The organism is Paenibacillus sp. sgz302148 (genome assembly GCF_056120465.1).
The window spans coordinates 207,724-223,392 of the sequence record NZ_JBVYOJ010000012.1 but is presented as its reverse complement, the minus strand read 5'-3'; the positions used below and the strand labels follow the sequence as shown (position 1 = coordinate 223,392).

Annotated in this window: 15 protein-coding genes; all 15 read left to right on the top strand. The window is 53.2% G+C overall.

The window, feature by feature from the left end; all coding sequences use genetic code 11:
• Positions 1–27 precede the first annotated feature (27 nt).
• A complete protein-coding gene (locus tag AC0LWM_RS19245) occupies positions 28–450 on the top strand; it encodes a phage tail assembly chaperone (RefSeq protein WP_474676606.1) in 423 nt (140 codons plus the stop codon).
• A gap of 20 nt (positions 451–470) precedes the next feature.
• Complete coding sequence (locus tag AC0LWM_RS19240; protein ID WP_474676605.1) at positions 471–635, top strand: hypothetical protein; 165 nt, start codon at positions 471–473, stop codon at positions 633–635.
• 12 nt (positions 636–647) lie between these two features.
• The gene (locus tag AC0LWM_RS19235) at positions 648–2,687 is read left to right on the top strand and encodes a phage tail protein (RefSeq protein ID WP_474676604.1); all 2,040 of its coding nucleotides are present in this window, start codon (positions 648–650) and stop codon (positions 2,685–2,687) included.
• A 24-nt stretch (positions 2,688–2,711) separates the two neighbouring features.
• Positions 2,712–3,335: a LysM peptidoglycan-binding domain-containing protein gene (locus tag AC0LWM_RS19230; RefSeq protein WP_474676603.1), complete on the top strand. Its 624-nt coding sequence runs from the start codon at positions 2,712–2,714 to the stop codon at positions 3,333–3,335.
• Between the two features lie 10 nt (positions 3,336–3,345).
• Positions 3,346–4,728, top strand: coding sequence for an XkdQ/YqbQ family protein (locus tag AC0LWM_RS19225; RefSeq protein ID WP_474676602.1), 1,383 nt, complete (start codon positions 3,346–3,348; stop codon positions 4,726–4,728).
• A 4-nt stretch (positions 4,729–4,732) separates the two neighbouring features.
• Positions 4,733–4,999 (top strand): hypothetical protein, encoded by a 267-nt coding sequence (locus tag AC0LWM_RS19220; RefSeq protein ID WP_474676601.1) that lies wholly within the window; start codon positions 4,733–4,735, stop codon positions 4,997–4,999.
• Positions 4,992–5,420: a DUF2634 domain-containing protein gene (locus AC0LWM_RS19215; protein WP_474676600.1), complete on the top strand. Its 429-nt coding sequence runs from the start codon at positions 4,992–4,994 to the stop codon at positions 5,418–5,420. The genes AC0LWM_RS19220 and AC0LWM_RS19215 overlap by 8 nt, the downstream gene beginning before the upstream one ends.
• Positions 5,413–6,465, top strand: a complete 1,053-nt coding sequence (locus AC0LWM_RS19210; protein ID WP_474676599.1) for a baseplate J/gp47 family protein — start codon at positions 5,413–5,415, stop codon at positions 6,463–6,465. The genes AC0LWM_RS19215 and AC0LWM_RS19210 overlap by 8 nt, the downstream gene beginning before the upstream one ends.
• Positions 6,462–7,022, top strand: a complete 561-nt coding sequence (locus AC0LWM_RS19205) for a YmfQ family protein (RefSeq protein ID WP_474676598.1) — start codon at positions 6,462–6,464, stop codon at positions 7,020–7,022. The genes AC0LWM_RS19210 and AC0LWM_RS19205 overlap by 4 nt, the downstream gene beginning before the upstream one ends.
• Positions 7,023–7,034: 12 nt before the next feature.
• On the top strand, positions 7,035–8,543 hold the full coding sequence (locus AC0LWM_RS19200) for a hypothetical protein (RefSeq protein WP_474676597.1): 1,509 nt from the start codon (positions 7,035–7,037) through the stop codon (positions 8,541–8,543).
• Between the two features lie 543 nt (positions 8,544–9,086).
• The gene (locus AC0LWM_RS19195) at positions 9,087–9,527 is read left to right on the top strand and encodes a phage holin family protein (RefSeq protein ID WP_474676596.1); all 441 of its coding nucleotides are present in this window, start codon (positions 9,087–9,089) and stop codon (positions 9,525–9,527) included.
• Complete coding sequence (locus AC0LWM_RS19190) at positions 9,527–10,162, top strand: glycoside hydrolase family 73 protein (RefSeq protein ID WP_474676595.1); 636 nt, start codon at positions 9,527–9,529, stop codon at positions 10,160–10,162. Before AC0LWM_RS19195 ends, AC0LWM_RS19190 begins: the two co-directional genes overlap by 1 nt.
• 581 nt (positions 10,163–10,743) lie before the next feature.
• Complete coding sequence (locus tag AC0LWM_RS19185) at positions 10,744–12,315, top strand: methyl-accepting chemotaxis protein (protein WP_474676594.1); 1,572 nt, start codon at positions 10,744–10,746, stop codon at positions 12,313–12,315.
• A gap of 271 nt (positions 12,316–12,586) precedes the next feature.
• Positions 12,587–14,341: a glycoside hydrolase family 35 protein gene (locus AC0LWM_RS19180; protein WP_474676593.1), complete on the top strand. Its 1,755-nt coding sequence runs from the start codon at positions 12,587–12,589 to the stop codon at positions 14,339–14,341.
• A gap of 257 nt (positions 14,342–14,598) precedes the next feature.
• On the top strand, positions 14,599–15,657 hold the full coding sequence (locus tag AC0LWM_RS19175; RefSeq protein WP_474676592.1) for a Gfo/Idh/MocA family protein: 1,059 nt from the start codon (positions 14,599–14,601) through the stop codon (positions 15,655–15,657).
• Positions 15,658–15,669: the final 12 nt, after the last annotated feature.

The window sequence follows — 15,669 nt, the reverse complement described above, 5'->3', positions numbered from 1 at the left end:
TTACCGAAAAAATGGAGGGCTTCACTCATGGCGAAAAATACGTTGGATTTGCTGCTCGCAATCGACAAAAGCAAAATCGAAAGGCCCAGAAAGAAGCTTCAGCTAAACCGTCTGTCCGAACTCGCGGGCGAGCCGGTTGTGTTCACGTGCCAAGCGCTGACGATGGAGGAGCAGGAAGAAATCCAGGATATGGCGATTTCGTTCGGCAAACGCGGCGAGCTGGAGGATTTCAGCGCTAAGGCGGTGCAAATTTTCACCCTGCTGAAGGGCGTTGTCGACCCCGAGCTGAAAAACGCCAAGCTGCTCGAAGCGTACGGCGCCAAAACGCCGAAGGAGCTGCTGGAGCAGTCCAAGTTCCTGCTGCCGGGCGAGGTGACGCAGCTGTACAACGCAATCTCGGAGCTGTCCGGCTTCGGCGGCAGCTCGGTGGAAGAGCTAAAAAACGGATAAGGTCGGATGGCTATGTGGAGATGCTCTATTATTACTGGAGCCGCAAAGGCATTCGGCCAAGCGAGATTTACGGCATGTCGCCGGGTGAGCAACTGCTAATCCGGGCGTTCTACGAAGCCGAGCTGGAGGAGCGGGACCGGCTCGCCCGCACGGGCAAGCTGTGGTTCACGCTGCCGGCGATGTAGGGAGGTGAGGGTGTGGGGATGTTTGAGGAAGAGCTTGATGATTTGAAAAATAAAACGACGTACGCTTCGCAGCTGATGAGAAACTATAAAAACAACTACCTTGGCATTTTGCGACAAATGTCTAAACAGCATGGCGATTTCCAGCAGCAGTTGAAACAGGCGCGAGAGAAACAAGCGCGCGATCAAGAAAAGAAACATAAAGCGGAACAAAAACGCCGCAAAGAGATGGAAAAAGCAATAACGACGACGATCAACAATACGAAAGCGTACAAGAAGCTTGGCGAATTGGCCACCAAATTTATGCCTTACCGATTCATGATCAGCACGATTCTGCTCAAAGACCGAACGGTGAAAGGGATTCAGTCGATTTATTCCAGAGTCGTGGGAATCGTGCGGAAACCATTTGCAATTGCGGTAAAAATCAAAGATTTTGCCTTTGCCGGGCTAAGCAAAATATTCGGTTTGCTCGGCAAGCTGGCCAAAGGTGTCGTCATCGGCGCTAAGTTTGTTGCAGGCGGTGCAATCTCCGCCGCTGGGGCGGCATTGAATCTTATGGGATCGGGAATCAGCGGCGCAATGGGTCAAGAGCGGCAGCAGATGTTGATCGAACATGCGGTCGGCGGGGGCAAGAAAGGCGCAAGCGGTGATCAGGCCAAGGCGGATTCGCGCGCGTACATCGAACAGTTGAAAAAAAACGCGTACGGCGGACCGTTTGATACGAGCGAAATGCTGTCGGCCGGCATGAAAGCGGTCCAAGGGACGAACGGCAACACGAAGCAAGCGATGGAACTGATGAAGCTTGCCCAGAATGTGGCCGCGCTCAACCCGGAGAAATCGCTGGCTGACGCCGTTGACGCGATCGTCAAACTTCGATCCGGAGAAGAGGGCTCCAAGGATGCATTAAGCGAATTCGGGTTTGCGGCTTCCAAAGATTATAAAGGAGCGTCGCTTGGTCAAATCAAAAACGCGGATGGCGTTAGCGTCAAAGATATGTTCAAAGGCGGAACCGAGAAGTATGCGGCAACCGGCGAAGGACTCGTGAAGACGATCAAAGGCAAGCTGCAATCGGGCCTGGAGGATGCCGGTCTGAAAATGCTGCAGGCCTTAAAGCCTGCGCTTCAACAGCTCGTTCCGCTGCTGGATAAGCTGCAGCCGATGTTTGCGGCGATTGGATCGGCATTGGCCCAAGGCATTGGCACGGCCGTTTCGTTCCTGAACGATAACCGCGGAGCGATCGATGGGTTTACGGACACATTCGCCCAGCTGTTCACGAAAGTGGCGACGGGGGCAGGTCAATTTTTGACAACGATTAAGCCGTTGCTTCAAGCAACCGTGCAGCATATCCAAAACGTGGTCGTCATGGTGGCGCAATTTATCGAACCTTTGCTAGCTCCTTTGATGACGTTATTTCAAAGCATTATCGGGTGGCTCGTGCAGAATATGCCCGTCTTTGAAGCGGCTATTGGCGAAGTGTTCAAAGCTTTGGCGCCGATAATACAGGCGGTTGTTAATGTGTTCACTTATTTATGGTCCATTTGGGAGCAATATTGGCCGCTTATTCAAGAGGTCATAACGACGGTCTGGAATGCCGTATCTCCTTTGTTCCAAGCCTTGGCGGATATTATTGAAGTTGTCTTTTTCGTTCTTATGAAGGTCTATGAGAGGATTAAGCCCGTATTAGAAATGTTATGGGATAAACTGTTGAAACCGATCATCGACGGCATCGGCAAAGTTGCGGGATGGATCGGAGATGGCATCGGCTGGTTTAAAGATATGATCATGGGCAGCGACGACAACGGCAACAGCAACGGCACCTCTGCCAAAACGCATGCAGCAGGGCTGCACACCGTGCCGAGAGACAACTACCCCGCATTGCTTCATAAGAATGAAGCGGTGCTGACGGCGCAAGAAGCGAACAACTACCGCAATGGCGGCGGCAGAGCCGTTACGATCAACCTGAACAATCCGGTGGCGCGGGAAGAGGCTGATTTCACGAAGTGGGCGCGCATTCTGAAGAGCGAGCTGGAGTCGGCCAGCTTCAACATGGCGTAGTGCCATGGTCATGGAGGTGACGGCATGATTGAATTTATGCTTACGTTCAACAACGGGGAGGAGCAGCTCAAGCTGCCCGTGCCCCCGCAATCGTTCGATATCCAGACGGGCAGCATGAACTCGACCGTCAACATCAACGGATTGGGCGAAGCGAACCTGTTCGGCAAAAGACGGCTGACCTCGGTTTCGCTGAGTTCCTATTTTCCTTGCGAATACGATCCGCTTGCCCAATTTTCGGATTACCCGGAGCCGAAGTTTTACGTCCGAACGATCGAGCGCTGGCGGGATAGCGGGCGTCCGGTCCGGCTGCTCATTCTGGGCGACAAGCTCAATTACAACGGTCCGATGGCGATCGAAACGTTTACGTATTCGCAGAAGCACGGTCCCGAGGATATTTATTATACATTGGAACTGAAGGAATACCGGTTCCTGCATGCGGCGAAACCCGCATCATCCCAAGCGGCCCAGGCGACGTCGCGTCCAGCGGAAAAAACGGTGCCCAAAACATACACCGTCAAACCCAAAGACACGTTATGGGGCATTGCCAAACAGCTTTACGGCGATGGGTCCAAATATACGCAATTAAAGCAGAAAAACGGCATCAAGGACGAGCAAAAACTAGCGGTTGGCACCGTGCTGAAGCTGTAGGAGGCGGATTATGAAGTTACTTCACATCTCCCGTACCGGCAAGCAAACGGACTTGACCGAGCTGTGCATCCGCATGACGTGGAGCGGGGACAACTCGCAGGCCGCCCGCAAAATCGACGTATCGCTCGTCGTTTCCCCTCTCGATGCGAACATTCCGCGTCCTTATCTTGGCTTAGGCGAAATGCTCAAGTTAACGGATGACGACGGGACGGAGCTGTTTCGCGGGTATATTTTTCACAAAGGCAAATCTCTTAGCGGTACTGAACTGTCGGTTACGGCTTACGACGGCCTGATCTATCTAACGAAATCGAAGCTGGCGAAAAAGTTCAGGAAGCTGTCGCCGGAAGCTGTCACGAAGCTGGTGTGTACTGAACTCGGCGTTCCCGTAGGCAAGCTTGCGGAAACCGGTATCGAAGTAAGCTTCATTCATATGGACAAGACGGGGTATGAGGCGATCATGACGGCCTATACAAGCGCGGCCAAGCATAAAAACGCCGACAAGGCGGAAAAAGATTATGTCCTGTATATGCCCAGAATGCGCGAAGGCAAGCTGGATGTGATCGTGAAAGGGGCGCTTGCCGCCAAAATGCCGCTGACCGCATCCCGTGATCTAACCGAGGCTTCCTACGCGGAGGACATCGAGTCGATGGTGAACAAAGTGCTCATCACGAATGACAAAGGGGAAGTCGTCGGCTCCGTCGAGGAAAGCGAATGGGTGACGAACTACGGTTTGCTGCAGTCGACGTACCGGCAGGAGGAAGGCAAAGACGCCAAGGCGATGGCCAAAGCATTGCTCGCCGACGTTGCCCGCAGCGCCGACGTCCAACTGGTTGGGGGACCGGGGACATACGATTTGATCGCCGGGAACTCGGTGTTGATCGAGGAGAGCTATACCGGTTTGACCGGGCGTTTTTATATCGATTCGGATACGCATACGTTCGAGAACAATCAGCATTCGATCAGTTTGCAGTTGAAATATAAAAATACGATGGACGAGTTCGAGGCCGAGCAAGAGCAGGAAGAAGCTGCCCCTTCGCCGGGGAGCAAGCCGGGCGGAGCGCCGAGGGCACCTAATCCGAAACCGCCTGCAAGCGGTGATTCGGGCAGCTCTCGCCCGCGTCCGGTCAACCTGATCAACCAAGCTTCACGGGAGTATGTGCAATATGTCGACATGCAACCGGGATCGCAATATGAGCTGGAAGCCCCGGCATCGGCTGGTTTGGCGGTAATGGTCATCGATACAAATTCGCGGGCGGCGGTTCAGGATTGGGGCGGCTTCGGGCATCGGTATATTTTTACGGAAGGCAAGCGTTGGACCGCGATGGTAAAGGTTATGAATCCAGGACTGCCGGAAGCAGGCTTTCGCCATGCGACGATGTACAAGGTGAGGTGATCCGGTGGGGGAATTGTCATGGTTCGTCGATTTTATTCGCAGCCAAGGAGGCCGGGCAAGCTCGCCAGCGATCATGCTTGGTGTCGTGACAGCCGCGGCACCGCTGCAAGTGAAGGTCGGCGGGATCGAGCTAGACGGCGGAGATTTGTACTTGGCCGATCAGGTTAGGCAGCCGGGCGCGGTTCAAGCGGGCGATACGGTGGCGGTAATGCCGATGAGCGGCGGCCAGACGTTTATTGTACTAAGCAAGGTGGTGAAGCCGGGTGGCTAATATTTTTCCTTTTTTGGACGTTCCGCCGGAGACGGAGCAGGAGGTTGCCGGTGAGTTGCCGCTGTTCCGGGAATATGGATGGGACGCGGTGAAGGGCGATTTTACGATGAAAGACGGCAATCCGGTCGAGCTCGAAGGCCAGGAAGCGCTCCGGGTTTGGATTTACAAGGCGCTCGTTACCGAACGGTTTCGGTATTTGGCGTATACGTGGGATTACGGCAGCGAGCTGGAGCCGCTGATCGGCAGCACGTTTTCGGCTCGGGCGAAGCAGAGCGAGGCGGAACGGTATGTTCGCGAAGCGCTGCTCGTGAATCCGTACATCGTGGATATTAAGGACATGGAAGTGAGCTTCGAGGGGGATACGCTGCAGGTGCAATTTACGGCGGCGACCGTGTACGGGGAGGTGAATGTCGTTGTTTGAGCAGATGACATGGGAAAATATATTGCGGCGATTGCTTGATCAGGTTGCGACGCCCGGCATTGCCAAGCAGGAGGGCACGTTTGTTTACGATGCGTTGTCTCCGGCGGCGATTGAGCTGGCGGTGGCGTATACGCAGCTTGACCGCGTGCTGGCGATGGGGTTCGCGCAAACGGCCGCAGGGGAGTATCTAGACATGCGCGCGGAGGAGCACGGCGTTATTCGCAAGCCGGCTGTGGCCGCAACCGGGGAAGTTCGCTTGTTGGGCGAAGCCGGGACGGTTGTCCCGAAGGAAACGGTGCTGTCGACGCGGAGCGGGACGTTGTTCCGTACCGTCGAGCAAGCTGTCGTTCCATCTGCGGGAGAAGTGAAAGTGGCCGTGCGCGCAGTCGAAGCCGGGAGTGCAGGCAACGTGCCTGCCGGACTCATCACGGAGCTGCCGCAAGGGTTGAGCGGCATCACCGCGGTCGTGCAGGATAAGGCGACCGACGGCGGCTACGACGGCGAGACCGACGAAGCGCTGCTGGAGCGGCTGCTAGCGCGTGTCCGTCAGCCGGCGACAAGCGGTAACGCCAACCACTATATGCAATGGGCGCTCGAAGTGCCGGGAATCGGCGGGGCGAAGGTGTTTCCGCTGTGGAACGGGCCTGGGACGGTGAAGGTCGTCCTGCTGGACGAGCACAAAACCGCGCCCGATGCCGCCGTAGTCGATACGGTAAGGGCACATATCGAGGAACTGCGGCCGATCGGCGCCGCCGTGACTGTCGTTGCGGCGACGGAAGTGCCGATTCATGTTTCGGTGGATGTAACGCTTGCGAGCGGGGCAAATCCGGACACCGTCAAAAAGTTAATCGAAGTAGGCATTCGCGATTATTTGAAGTCGCTTGCTTTTACGGATCCTTTTGTCCGGTATACCCGCATTACGAACGTGTTATCGGACATCTCTTCGGTGGTCGATTATACCGACCTGAAGGTGAACGGCGGAACAACGAACGTACAAATCCAGACGGGTGAAGTAGCCGTGCTAGGGACGGTGAACGTCGTATGAGTGCTGTCGGCGAGCGATTGTTAAGCTCTTTGCCGCGTTTTTACGAGTCGTCTCCCGTGATGAGCGGGCTGATGCAATCGCAGGAGCAGGATGCCGATGCGCTGCAGGCCGCGATCGATTCGGTGCTGGACCAGCAGTTCGTCAACACGGCCACGTGGGGGCTTGACTTGTGGGAGCGGCAGCTCGGGCTGCCGACCGACCCGGCTAAGCCTGCCGACCAGCGGCGCAGCGTGATCAAGTCGAAGCTGCGCGGCGTCGGCACAGTGACGGCAGCGCTGATCAAGAGCGTGGCGGAAGCCTACGACGGCGGCGAGGTCGCCGTGGCGGAGGAGCATGGCACGTACACGATCAAGGTGACGTTTATCGGGAATCGCGGCGTGCCCGCGAATCTCGGCGATTTAGAAAATGCGCTGCGTGATATTATCCCGGCGCATTTGGGGGTTCGGTTTGAGTTTACGTTTTTGACATTTGGCGAGTTGAGTGCGGCAGGACTGACGTTTGCACAGCTGGATGCGGCGAAGCTGACATTCGCTCAACTCGAAATTTGGAAACCGTAGGAGGTTGATTTTATGCAGACATTACCAAATGGTGTAAAGCAGTTTGATCCGTCGGACAATGCGAATACAGCGAATTTTAATTTGGCGTTGAAGTCGGCGGATGATGCGCTTGGAACGAAAGCGCCAAAAGCTTCGCCGCAGTTTACGGGCACACCGACGGCGACAACAGCTGCGGTGGATACGAGTACGACGCAAATTGCAACGACCGCTTTCGTTATCGGTCAAGCGGGAACTGCAACTCCGGCTGCCAACGGAACGGCGGCTGTGGGGGGATCGAAAAAGTATGCGAGAGAGGACCATGTTCATCCGACGGATACTACGCGTGCACCGGTTGCGTCGCCGAGTTTTACAGGTACATTAAACGCACCACGTGTCAATGCTACTAATACGACAGGGCGGCAATTGAATGGGTACCAATGGGCCGATTTGTCTTCCAATGCAAGTGGACAAGCCCTTTATGCAAACAATGCTTATACTGATGGATCGGGCAATTGGAAGTATGCCAATACTCACGCATCACTCGGTGCGCGAGGGATACGACTTTCTTCGGGAGGCGGGGTTGAATATTTTGATACAGGGCCAGTAGCGACAACTGCGGACGCAACTTTTACGCCGACATGGATGAAGATGAGTCTTGCTAATGATTATGTAAGGCAGCCCGGATACGCTGACGCGTCGGGATCGGCAAACGTATATACCGTCACTCTGAGCCCAGCACCTGCATCATACACTGCTGGTATGGCCGTATCAGTCAAAATCAATACGACCAACACCGGTGCGGCTACGATCAATGTGAACGGGCTTGGCGCGAAGGTGATTAAGAAGGCCAGCGGCAACGACGTCTCGGCAGGTAACCTCAAAGCAGGTGGCATTTACACGGTGAGGTACGACGGCACGGCTTTTATCTTACAGGGTGAAGGAGGTGGTGGAACAGCTCAGCCTGCAGATGTATTAAATGGTCGAACATTCACGAACGATAATGGGGATCAAACAGGAATGATGACAAATCGAGGCGCAGTAAGCCAAGCCATCACAATACAAAACGGGCAGTTCAACATTCCGCAGGGGTATCACGATGGTAACGGCAATGTAACGGCTGCTTTTGCGAATTTGATTTCATCTAATGTTCGTTCTGGCGTAGATATTGGTGGCGTCATTGGGACCTTACAGGTAGGCAAACCTTATGCAACAGGGTTCGCGACATCACCAAGTGACCTAAAGCAATTTATTGATATGCAGGGTTTTAGCCAAAGCTTTCCATATGTGCAAGTCGCCGGGCTCAATTTACCTACTGAGCCGCAGATGATTTTTATAGTTGGTAATGGTTATGACAGTAGCGGTTACTCAGGATATACATGGTATTGTACTCAAAGTGTTTATTTTAACTTCAACACCTTTAAAATAAACTCTAGCAGAGGAGCAATACAGATGGGAGGTTCGGTCATCATCTCAAAAACTCATATTTTACTTCCGGTCGATAGAACTAGTTATCAGTATACTTATTACGTATGGGGGCAATGACAAATGAAGAAGATTAGAAAAGATATATTATGAGAAGCAAACTGGACAAAAGATTGTTGAGGTAGTCGAACGCATGGGAATACGAAGTATATCCGTGAACAACACTGGAGGAAGACTTCGCAGCGGACATCGCACTTGCCGAACGTGTACCTGAAACCGCCGGGGTCATCCAACTGGAGTACGGTCAGCGTAAGACTTTGTGGAACGCAACAGCTGTCGCGTCAATACGGAAACGTTGCAACCTGAATTTTCGTACCCAGACCCTTACGGCACGCCACCACTGAAGCCCGGTTTATTGTAAGCCGCTCAGCGAGCAAATCGAAGAAACAAAATCAAAAGCTCAGTGACGTCGAAATGGCAGTAGCTGAGCTTTTTGCATATGGAGGAGGTGTATAAGTCCGCGCATGTGTAACGCGGTATGAGCTGGCGAGTGACGTGACCACAATCGTTAACAGTTACTGGAAATTCATGGAAAGTTTTTTGCAGATATAAAGACCCCGAATATCCAAGCGAAGTCTTTCATACAAAGGAGGTGACAAACACATGAACGCTCAATCCCTACTCAACACCGGTGCCGGTGTATTCGGTGCGATAATCACCTATGCGTTCGGCGAATGGTCCGAGCTTTTATCGTTTTTTCTCCTCGCGATCATCGTCGATATCGTTACGGGCGTCGCCGCTTCTTTCAAGGAAGGACGCCGCTTGTCTTCCGCATTGGGATTCAAAGGGCTGACGAAAAAAGGCCTGATGTTTCTGGCCATTTTACTTGCCCACCGGATGGACGAACTTATGGGTACGGACGTTATCATGGTAGGCGCGATATACGCTTATCTTGTGAACGAGCTCGTCTCGATTACGGAAAATTACGGAAGGTTGGACTTGCCGCTGCCTAGTGCAGTTAAACGAATTATCGACTTATTCAAGGACAAAGAACCGGAATCGACGACGATGCCGGAGTCCCGAAAAAGAGGAGGCCCGCACTAATGCCACAAGGCACCAAATACACCGAACGCGCCTTCTTCGCGCTCATCGCGCCTATTGCAGTGAAGCTTCGGCAGGAGGGCTCGCCCCTCCTGCCTTCCGTTCGCATCGCGCAAACGAGGCTCGAAACCGGCTGCGTCGTTCCGCCGTGGAACAACGTCGTCGGCTATAAGGCGACGCCAGCAGCAAGACGTACGCCTTACTGGGACGGCTCCTCTGTCAACGCAACGACGTGGGAGGTCTACGACGGCAAGCGCCTCGACGGGATCATCGCCGGATGGCGGGCTTATCCCTCGATCGAGCATTGCTTGCGCGATCAGGAATTGCTGTTCGCCCGTCCGCGTTATCAACGCGTCCGCGAGGCGCAAACGCCGGAGCAGCAGGCGGCGATGCTGCGTGCTTGCGGATACGCCACCGACCCGCAATACGCGGACAAGCTGGTCCGCATCATCCGGCAGAACGACCTCAGACGCTTCGATAAGGAGACGAATCAACCGATGCTCACCCCAAACGATGCGAACAAGATCATTACGTTCCTATCTGCCGCATGGCAGAAGGCCCAATCGACTGCGGAGAAAAACGAGCTGCACCGGCTCGCCAACGAGCTTCGCAAAGCTTCCGGGCAATCTCTGCAATAGCTGTTCCTTAAACTAGGCTACGTCTAAATCACTTGTCCAAGACCACCCTTGACAACGAATAACTGCGAATGTGCAGTTTTTTTCCACACCATAGCTCCATTTGAGTTATTTACCTGCAAAAGATTGCGCAGGTATTTTCCACGCCAAAGCTCCATTTGAAACGTTTACCTACAATCGTGCAGGTATTTCTCGCAAAACCTCTTTGTCAGGGTGCATTGACCCGAAATTACTGTAGAATTGCAGGTATCACCACCCACTAGATTTTCCAGAAAATTATAACTGCACTTTTGCAGTTATGTGCTATTTGGTGTGCCGGCCACTCCCCAGGACAAAGTCCCGATTATAAGTGACTTCATCATCTCTCTTTCCCAACAAACTTTCCAAATGCCATCCCCGTCCCGCGCCCACAGACACCCACTTCCTATACAAACATATAGGAAGGTACACCATCCATATAGGAATAATCAAATAGGAACGGCTGGTGATTGGAAATGACGCAAATTTGTCGCACTATGATATATAGGCCATCATTGGCTGAATCCGTTCATTTTCATGCGTCAATAGATTAGGGGGATGTCATTATGAAATTTTCGATCCGCACGAAAATGCTGCTTGGTTTTGCCGTTGTTATCGTACTGCTTGTTGTGGTGAGCTGGATGGCGACGACGAATATGAAGACGATGGGCGACAAGGCGAGGGAAATCGACCAGAACTATTTACCCAGCATCCTTCTCGTTGACGATATGACGAAGGAAGCGACGAACGCGCAGCGGCTCGTGCTGCGGGTCATTTCCGAATTGTCGGCAAGCGAGCGGGAACGTCTCAAGGGCGAACTCGCCACATCGATCGACAACATTGAAAAGTATAAAAAAGAGTATATCCCGAAAATATCAAGCGAAGAGGAACGGAAGCTATACAACGATTTCCTTGCCGCGTGGGACGACTATTACGAACATGTCCCCGCGATTTTCGAATCGCTCAAAAAGGACGATTATACCGTTACTTCCGAGATCGTCAAACAACTCACAGAACCGGGCCGGCAAAGCCGTAGCTTGCTGAACCAAATCGTCGAGCTCAAGAAAAAAGCGAGCTACGAGGCAACGGCGGAATCAATCCGCGTATATGAGTCGGGACGTACGTTCATTATCATCATATCGATTATTGCGCTTGTTGTAGCCGTTGCAGTGGCGTATGTCATCGCAACGATGATTTCCAGGCCGCTTACGCGAGTCGTCCAAGTGGTGTCCAAGGTCGCTCACGGCGATTTGCGCGAGCAGGTGGACGTCAAGCAGAAGGACGAGATCGGCCAGCTGGCGCGGTCGGTCAATGACATGGTGGGCCAGCTTCGCGGTTTGATCGCCAAAGTCGTCGAGGCTTCGCAAAATGTCGCTGCGTCGTCGGAGCAAATTTCGGCGAGCACGCAAGAAATCGCGGCGGGCAGCACAAGCCAGTCAGCCTCGGCGCAAACGATGAACGAGCTGTTCATCGAACTGATGCGGGCGATTGACGCCGTCGCGAACAATGCCGAGCACGCGGCGGAACTATCGGACGAAACGCGGGTGCAGGCGCTAGAAGGCGGCAAGGTTGTTAGCGCGTCGATCAATGGCATGAGCCGGTTGAACGAACAGATGCTTCTTCTCCGCGGCGATTCGGAAAAAATCGAAGCGATTATCGAGGTCATCGAGGAAATCGCCGACCAGACGAATTTGCTTGCGCTCAACGCCGCCATCGAAGCGGCGCGGGCGGGCGAGCAGGGCCGCGGCTTTGCAGTTGTCGCCAACGAAGTTCGCAAGCTGGCGGAGCGGAGCGGCTCGGCAACGAAACAAATCGGCACGATCATTAAAGGGATGCAGCAAAATACATACAACAGCATGAAAGCGCTGGATGAAGCTGCTGTACTGTCGAAGGAAACAGGCCAAGCGCTTGAACACATTATTGCCAAAGTCAACGGGAGCGCCCAACAGGCTGCGGAAATCGCGGCGGCAAGCGAAGAGCAAGCGGCGCAAACCGTCGAGGTCCGGCGCTCGATCGAGCTGATCGCGTCTGCGAGCGAGCAATCCGCGGCTGCGGCGCAGGAGACGGCAGCCTCCTCGCAAATGCTGGCTAAACTGGCGGATGAGCTGAACCAATCGGTAACCACTTTCAAAATATAACATCGGGGGTTAGCCGAGCTGGCCGAACAGTTGAACAAAATCGTATCGGCCTTCAAGGCCTGATCAGCATGGCACGAAGATTCGGCGTCCTTCTATTGAGAAGGGCGCCTTTTTTATGTTCCTTTTCAACCCTTTCAAAAAGAAAACAGGAAAAACATCAACAACGTTCATCGAAGATAAAAGAAAATAAATGAAAATAACCGAAAGGCGTGGTATAATCCAAAAGAAGCAATTAAATCATGACTCTTCATAAATGAACGGAGGATTCATTGTGTCCGTATTCGCTGTGGAAGGTAACCAATTTGTTTTTGACGGCAAGCCGGTCAGGCTCATTTCCGGTGCAATCCATTATTTTCGCGTCGTTCCCGAGTATTGGCGGGACCGTTTGCTCAAGCTGAAAGCTTGCGGCTTCAACACGGTAGAAACGTACGTGCCTTGGAACATGCACGAGCCGAACGAAGGACAGTTCAATTTCGAAGGCTTGGCGGACATCGTCAAGTTTATCGAAACGGCCGGCGAAGTCGGATTGCATGTTATCGTTCGTCCAAGCCCATATATTTGCGCGGAGTGGGAATTCGGCGGTTTGCCGGCATGGCTGCTCTCCGACACAAGCATGCGTCTGCGCTGTCTCCATCAGCCGTTCCTCGATAAAGTCGACGCCTATTACGACGTCCTGCTGCCTAAGCTGGTGCCGTTGCTTTGCACGAACGGCGGGCCGATCATCGCGATGCAAATCGAGAACGAATACGGCAGCTACGGCAACGACACGCAATACCTTGATTACTTGCGGCAAAGCATGATCAAGCGCGGCATCAATGTGCTGCTGTTCACATCCGACGGACCGGGGGACTTCATGCTTCAAGGCGGTATGGTGCCAGGCGTCCTGGAGACGGTCAATTTCGGCTCGCGTCCGAAGGAAGCTTTTGCAGAACTGCGCATTTATCAGCCGGAAGGCCCGATCATGTGCATGGAGTTTTGGAACGGCTGGTTCGACCATTGGTTCGAGCAGCATCATACCCGCGACGCGGCCGATGTGGCGAACGTATTCGACGAAATGCTCGCCATCAACGCTTCGGTCAACTTCTACATGTTCCATGGCGGAACGAACTTCGGCTTCTGGAGCGGAGCGAACGATTTCGGCAAATACGAGCCGACGATCACAAGCTACGACTACGACGTGCCGATCAGCGAATCCGGCGATCTGACGGACAAGTTCTACGCCGTGCGCGAGGTCGTATCCAAGTACGTTGACCTCGGACCGCTGGAGCTGCCGGAGCCAATCGCGAAGAAAGCGTACGGCCAAGTGCAAATGACGCAGCAGGCTGCGCTGTTCGATTCGCTTAACAAGCTATCCTCGCCGGTGCAAAGAACCTGCCCGGATCCGATGGAGCTGCTAGGACAAAATTACGGCTTTATTTTATATACGACACGCATTTCCGGACCTCGCGGCGAAACGCAGCTGAATCTGCAGGATGTACACGATCGCGCCATGATCTTCGTCGACGGTGAATACAAAGGTGTTATCGAGCGCTGGAACAAAGACGGCGAGCCGGTCAAGTTCAGCATTCCTCCTGAAGGTGTTACCCTCAGCGTACTGGTCGAAAACATGGGGCGGACCAACTACGGTCCTTACATGCGGGACGTCAAAGGAATTACGGAAGGTATCCGGTTCGGCCAGCAGTTCCTGTACCACTGGACGATCCACACGCTACCGCTCGAAGATTTGTCGAAGCTGGAGTTTAAGACGACGGCTGCAAAATCCGATGGCAAACCGGCCTTCTACAAAGGCACGTTCCAAGTCGACGAAGCTGCGGACACGTTCCTCGAACTGAAAGGCTGGAACAAAGGCGTTGCTTATATTAACGGCTTCAACCTCGGACGTTATTGGGAAACGGCCGGACCACAAAAAACGCTGTACATCCCGGGGCCGCTGCTTCGACAAGGCGAAAACGAACTCGTGCTGTTCGAGCTTCATGGCGCGGAAGAGCCGGTTGTTACGCTTCGCGACAGCGCCATTCTTGGGTAATCGGTAAAGCGATCAAGATAGAGGAATAGGGAAGGATAGAGAGTTGGCCCGTCGGCTGATGCTCTATCCTTTTTTACCATTTGGAGGTTGCCTCCTCTTTTACTTGTTATTTTGGTGTTGTTTTTCTTTGTTGTTTGGTTTGTTATTGTGTGGAATCGGTTGTGAAATACGATCTTTTTTGATGGAATCACATGTGAATGTATTGTATAATAATCTAGTAATTTATTCAGCTTACATAGGAAGAGGAGAGTGCCAGAATGAGCAAAGTGAAAATCGGCGTGATCGGCGTAGGATCCATCTCGGACTCACACTTGCAGGCATACGAAAATAACAAAGACGTAGAGATTTTTGCAATTTGCGATTTAAACAAGGAGCGGGCGGAAGCGAAAGCGAAGCGTTACGGAGCATCCCTTGTATACACGGATTATAACGAGCTTCTCGCTCATCCGGAGATCGACGCGGTCAGCATTTGCACTTGGAACAACACGCATGCTCCGATCAGCATCGCGGCGCTGCGCGCAGGCAAAAACGTACTCGTCGAGAAACCTCTTTGCAAAACAGTTGAGGAAGCGCTTGCGGTTCAAAAAGCCGTTCAAGAAACGGGCAAAATTCTTCAAGTCGGCTTTGTGCGCCGTTATGACGCCAACGCCAAAATGATCAAAGAATTTGCGGAAAAAGGCGAGTTCGGCGAGTTTTATTATGCAAAAACGTCCAGCATCCGTCGTTTCGGCAACCCAGGCGGCTGGTTCTCCGACGTCGAGCGTTCCGGCGGCGGCCCGTTGATCGACATCGGCGTACACGTTATTGACTTGTGCTGGTACTTGATGGGACGTCCGAAGCTGAAATCGATCAGCGCCAACACGTACCGCAAGCTGGGCAACCGTTCCAACATTAAGCATTTGTCCGCTTATCAAGCGGCTGATTTTGACCCGACGAAAAATACCGTCGAAGATATGGCGAACGCAATCATCCGTTTCCAAAACGGCGCATCCCTTGTCGTAGACGTCAGCTTCACGCTGCACGCGAAGCAAGACGAAACGACGATCAAACTGTTCGGCGACAAAGGCGGCGTTGAGTTGGAGCCGGCAACGATCATCGTGACGGAGAAAAACGATACGATCCTGAACATCACGCCTCAAACGGACAGCCCTGCATTTTCGTTCGGTGGCGCGTTCCAGAACGAAATCAACCATTTCGTGAGCTGCGTGCAAACCGGCAGCCAGCCGATCAGCCCGGTTGAAGACGGCGTCGAAATCATGAAAATTCTTTGCGGCATTTACGAATCCGCTGAAAAAGGCCAAGAAATTCATTTCTAATATTCTTTTAAA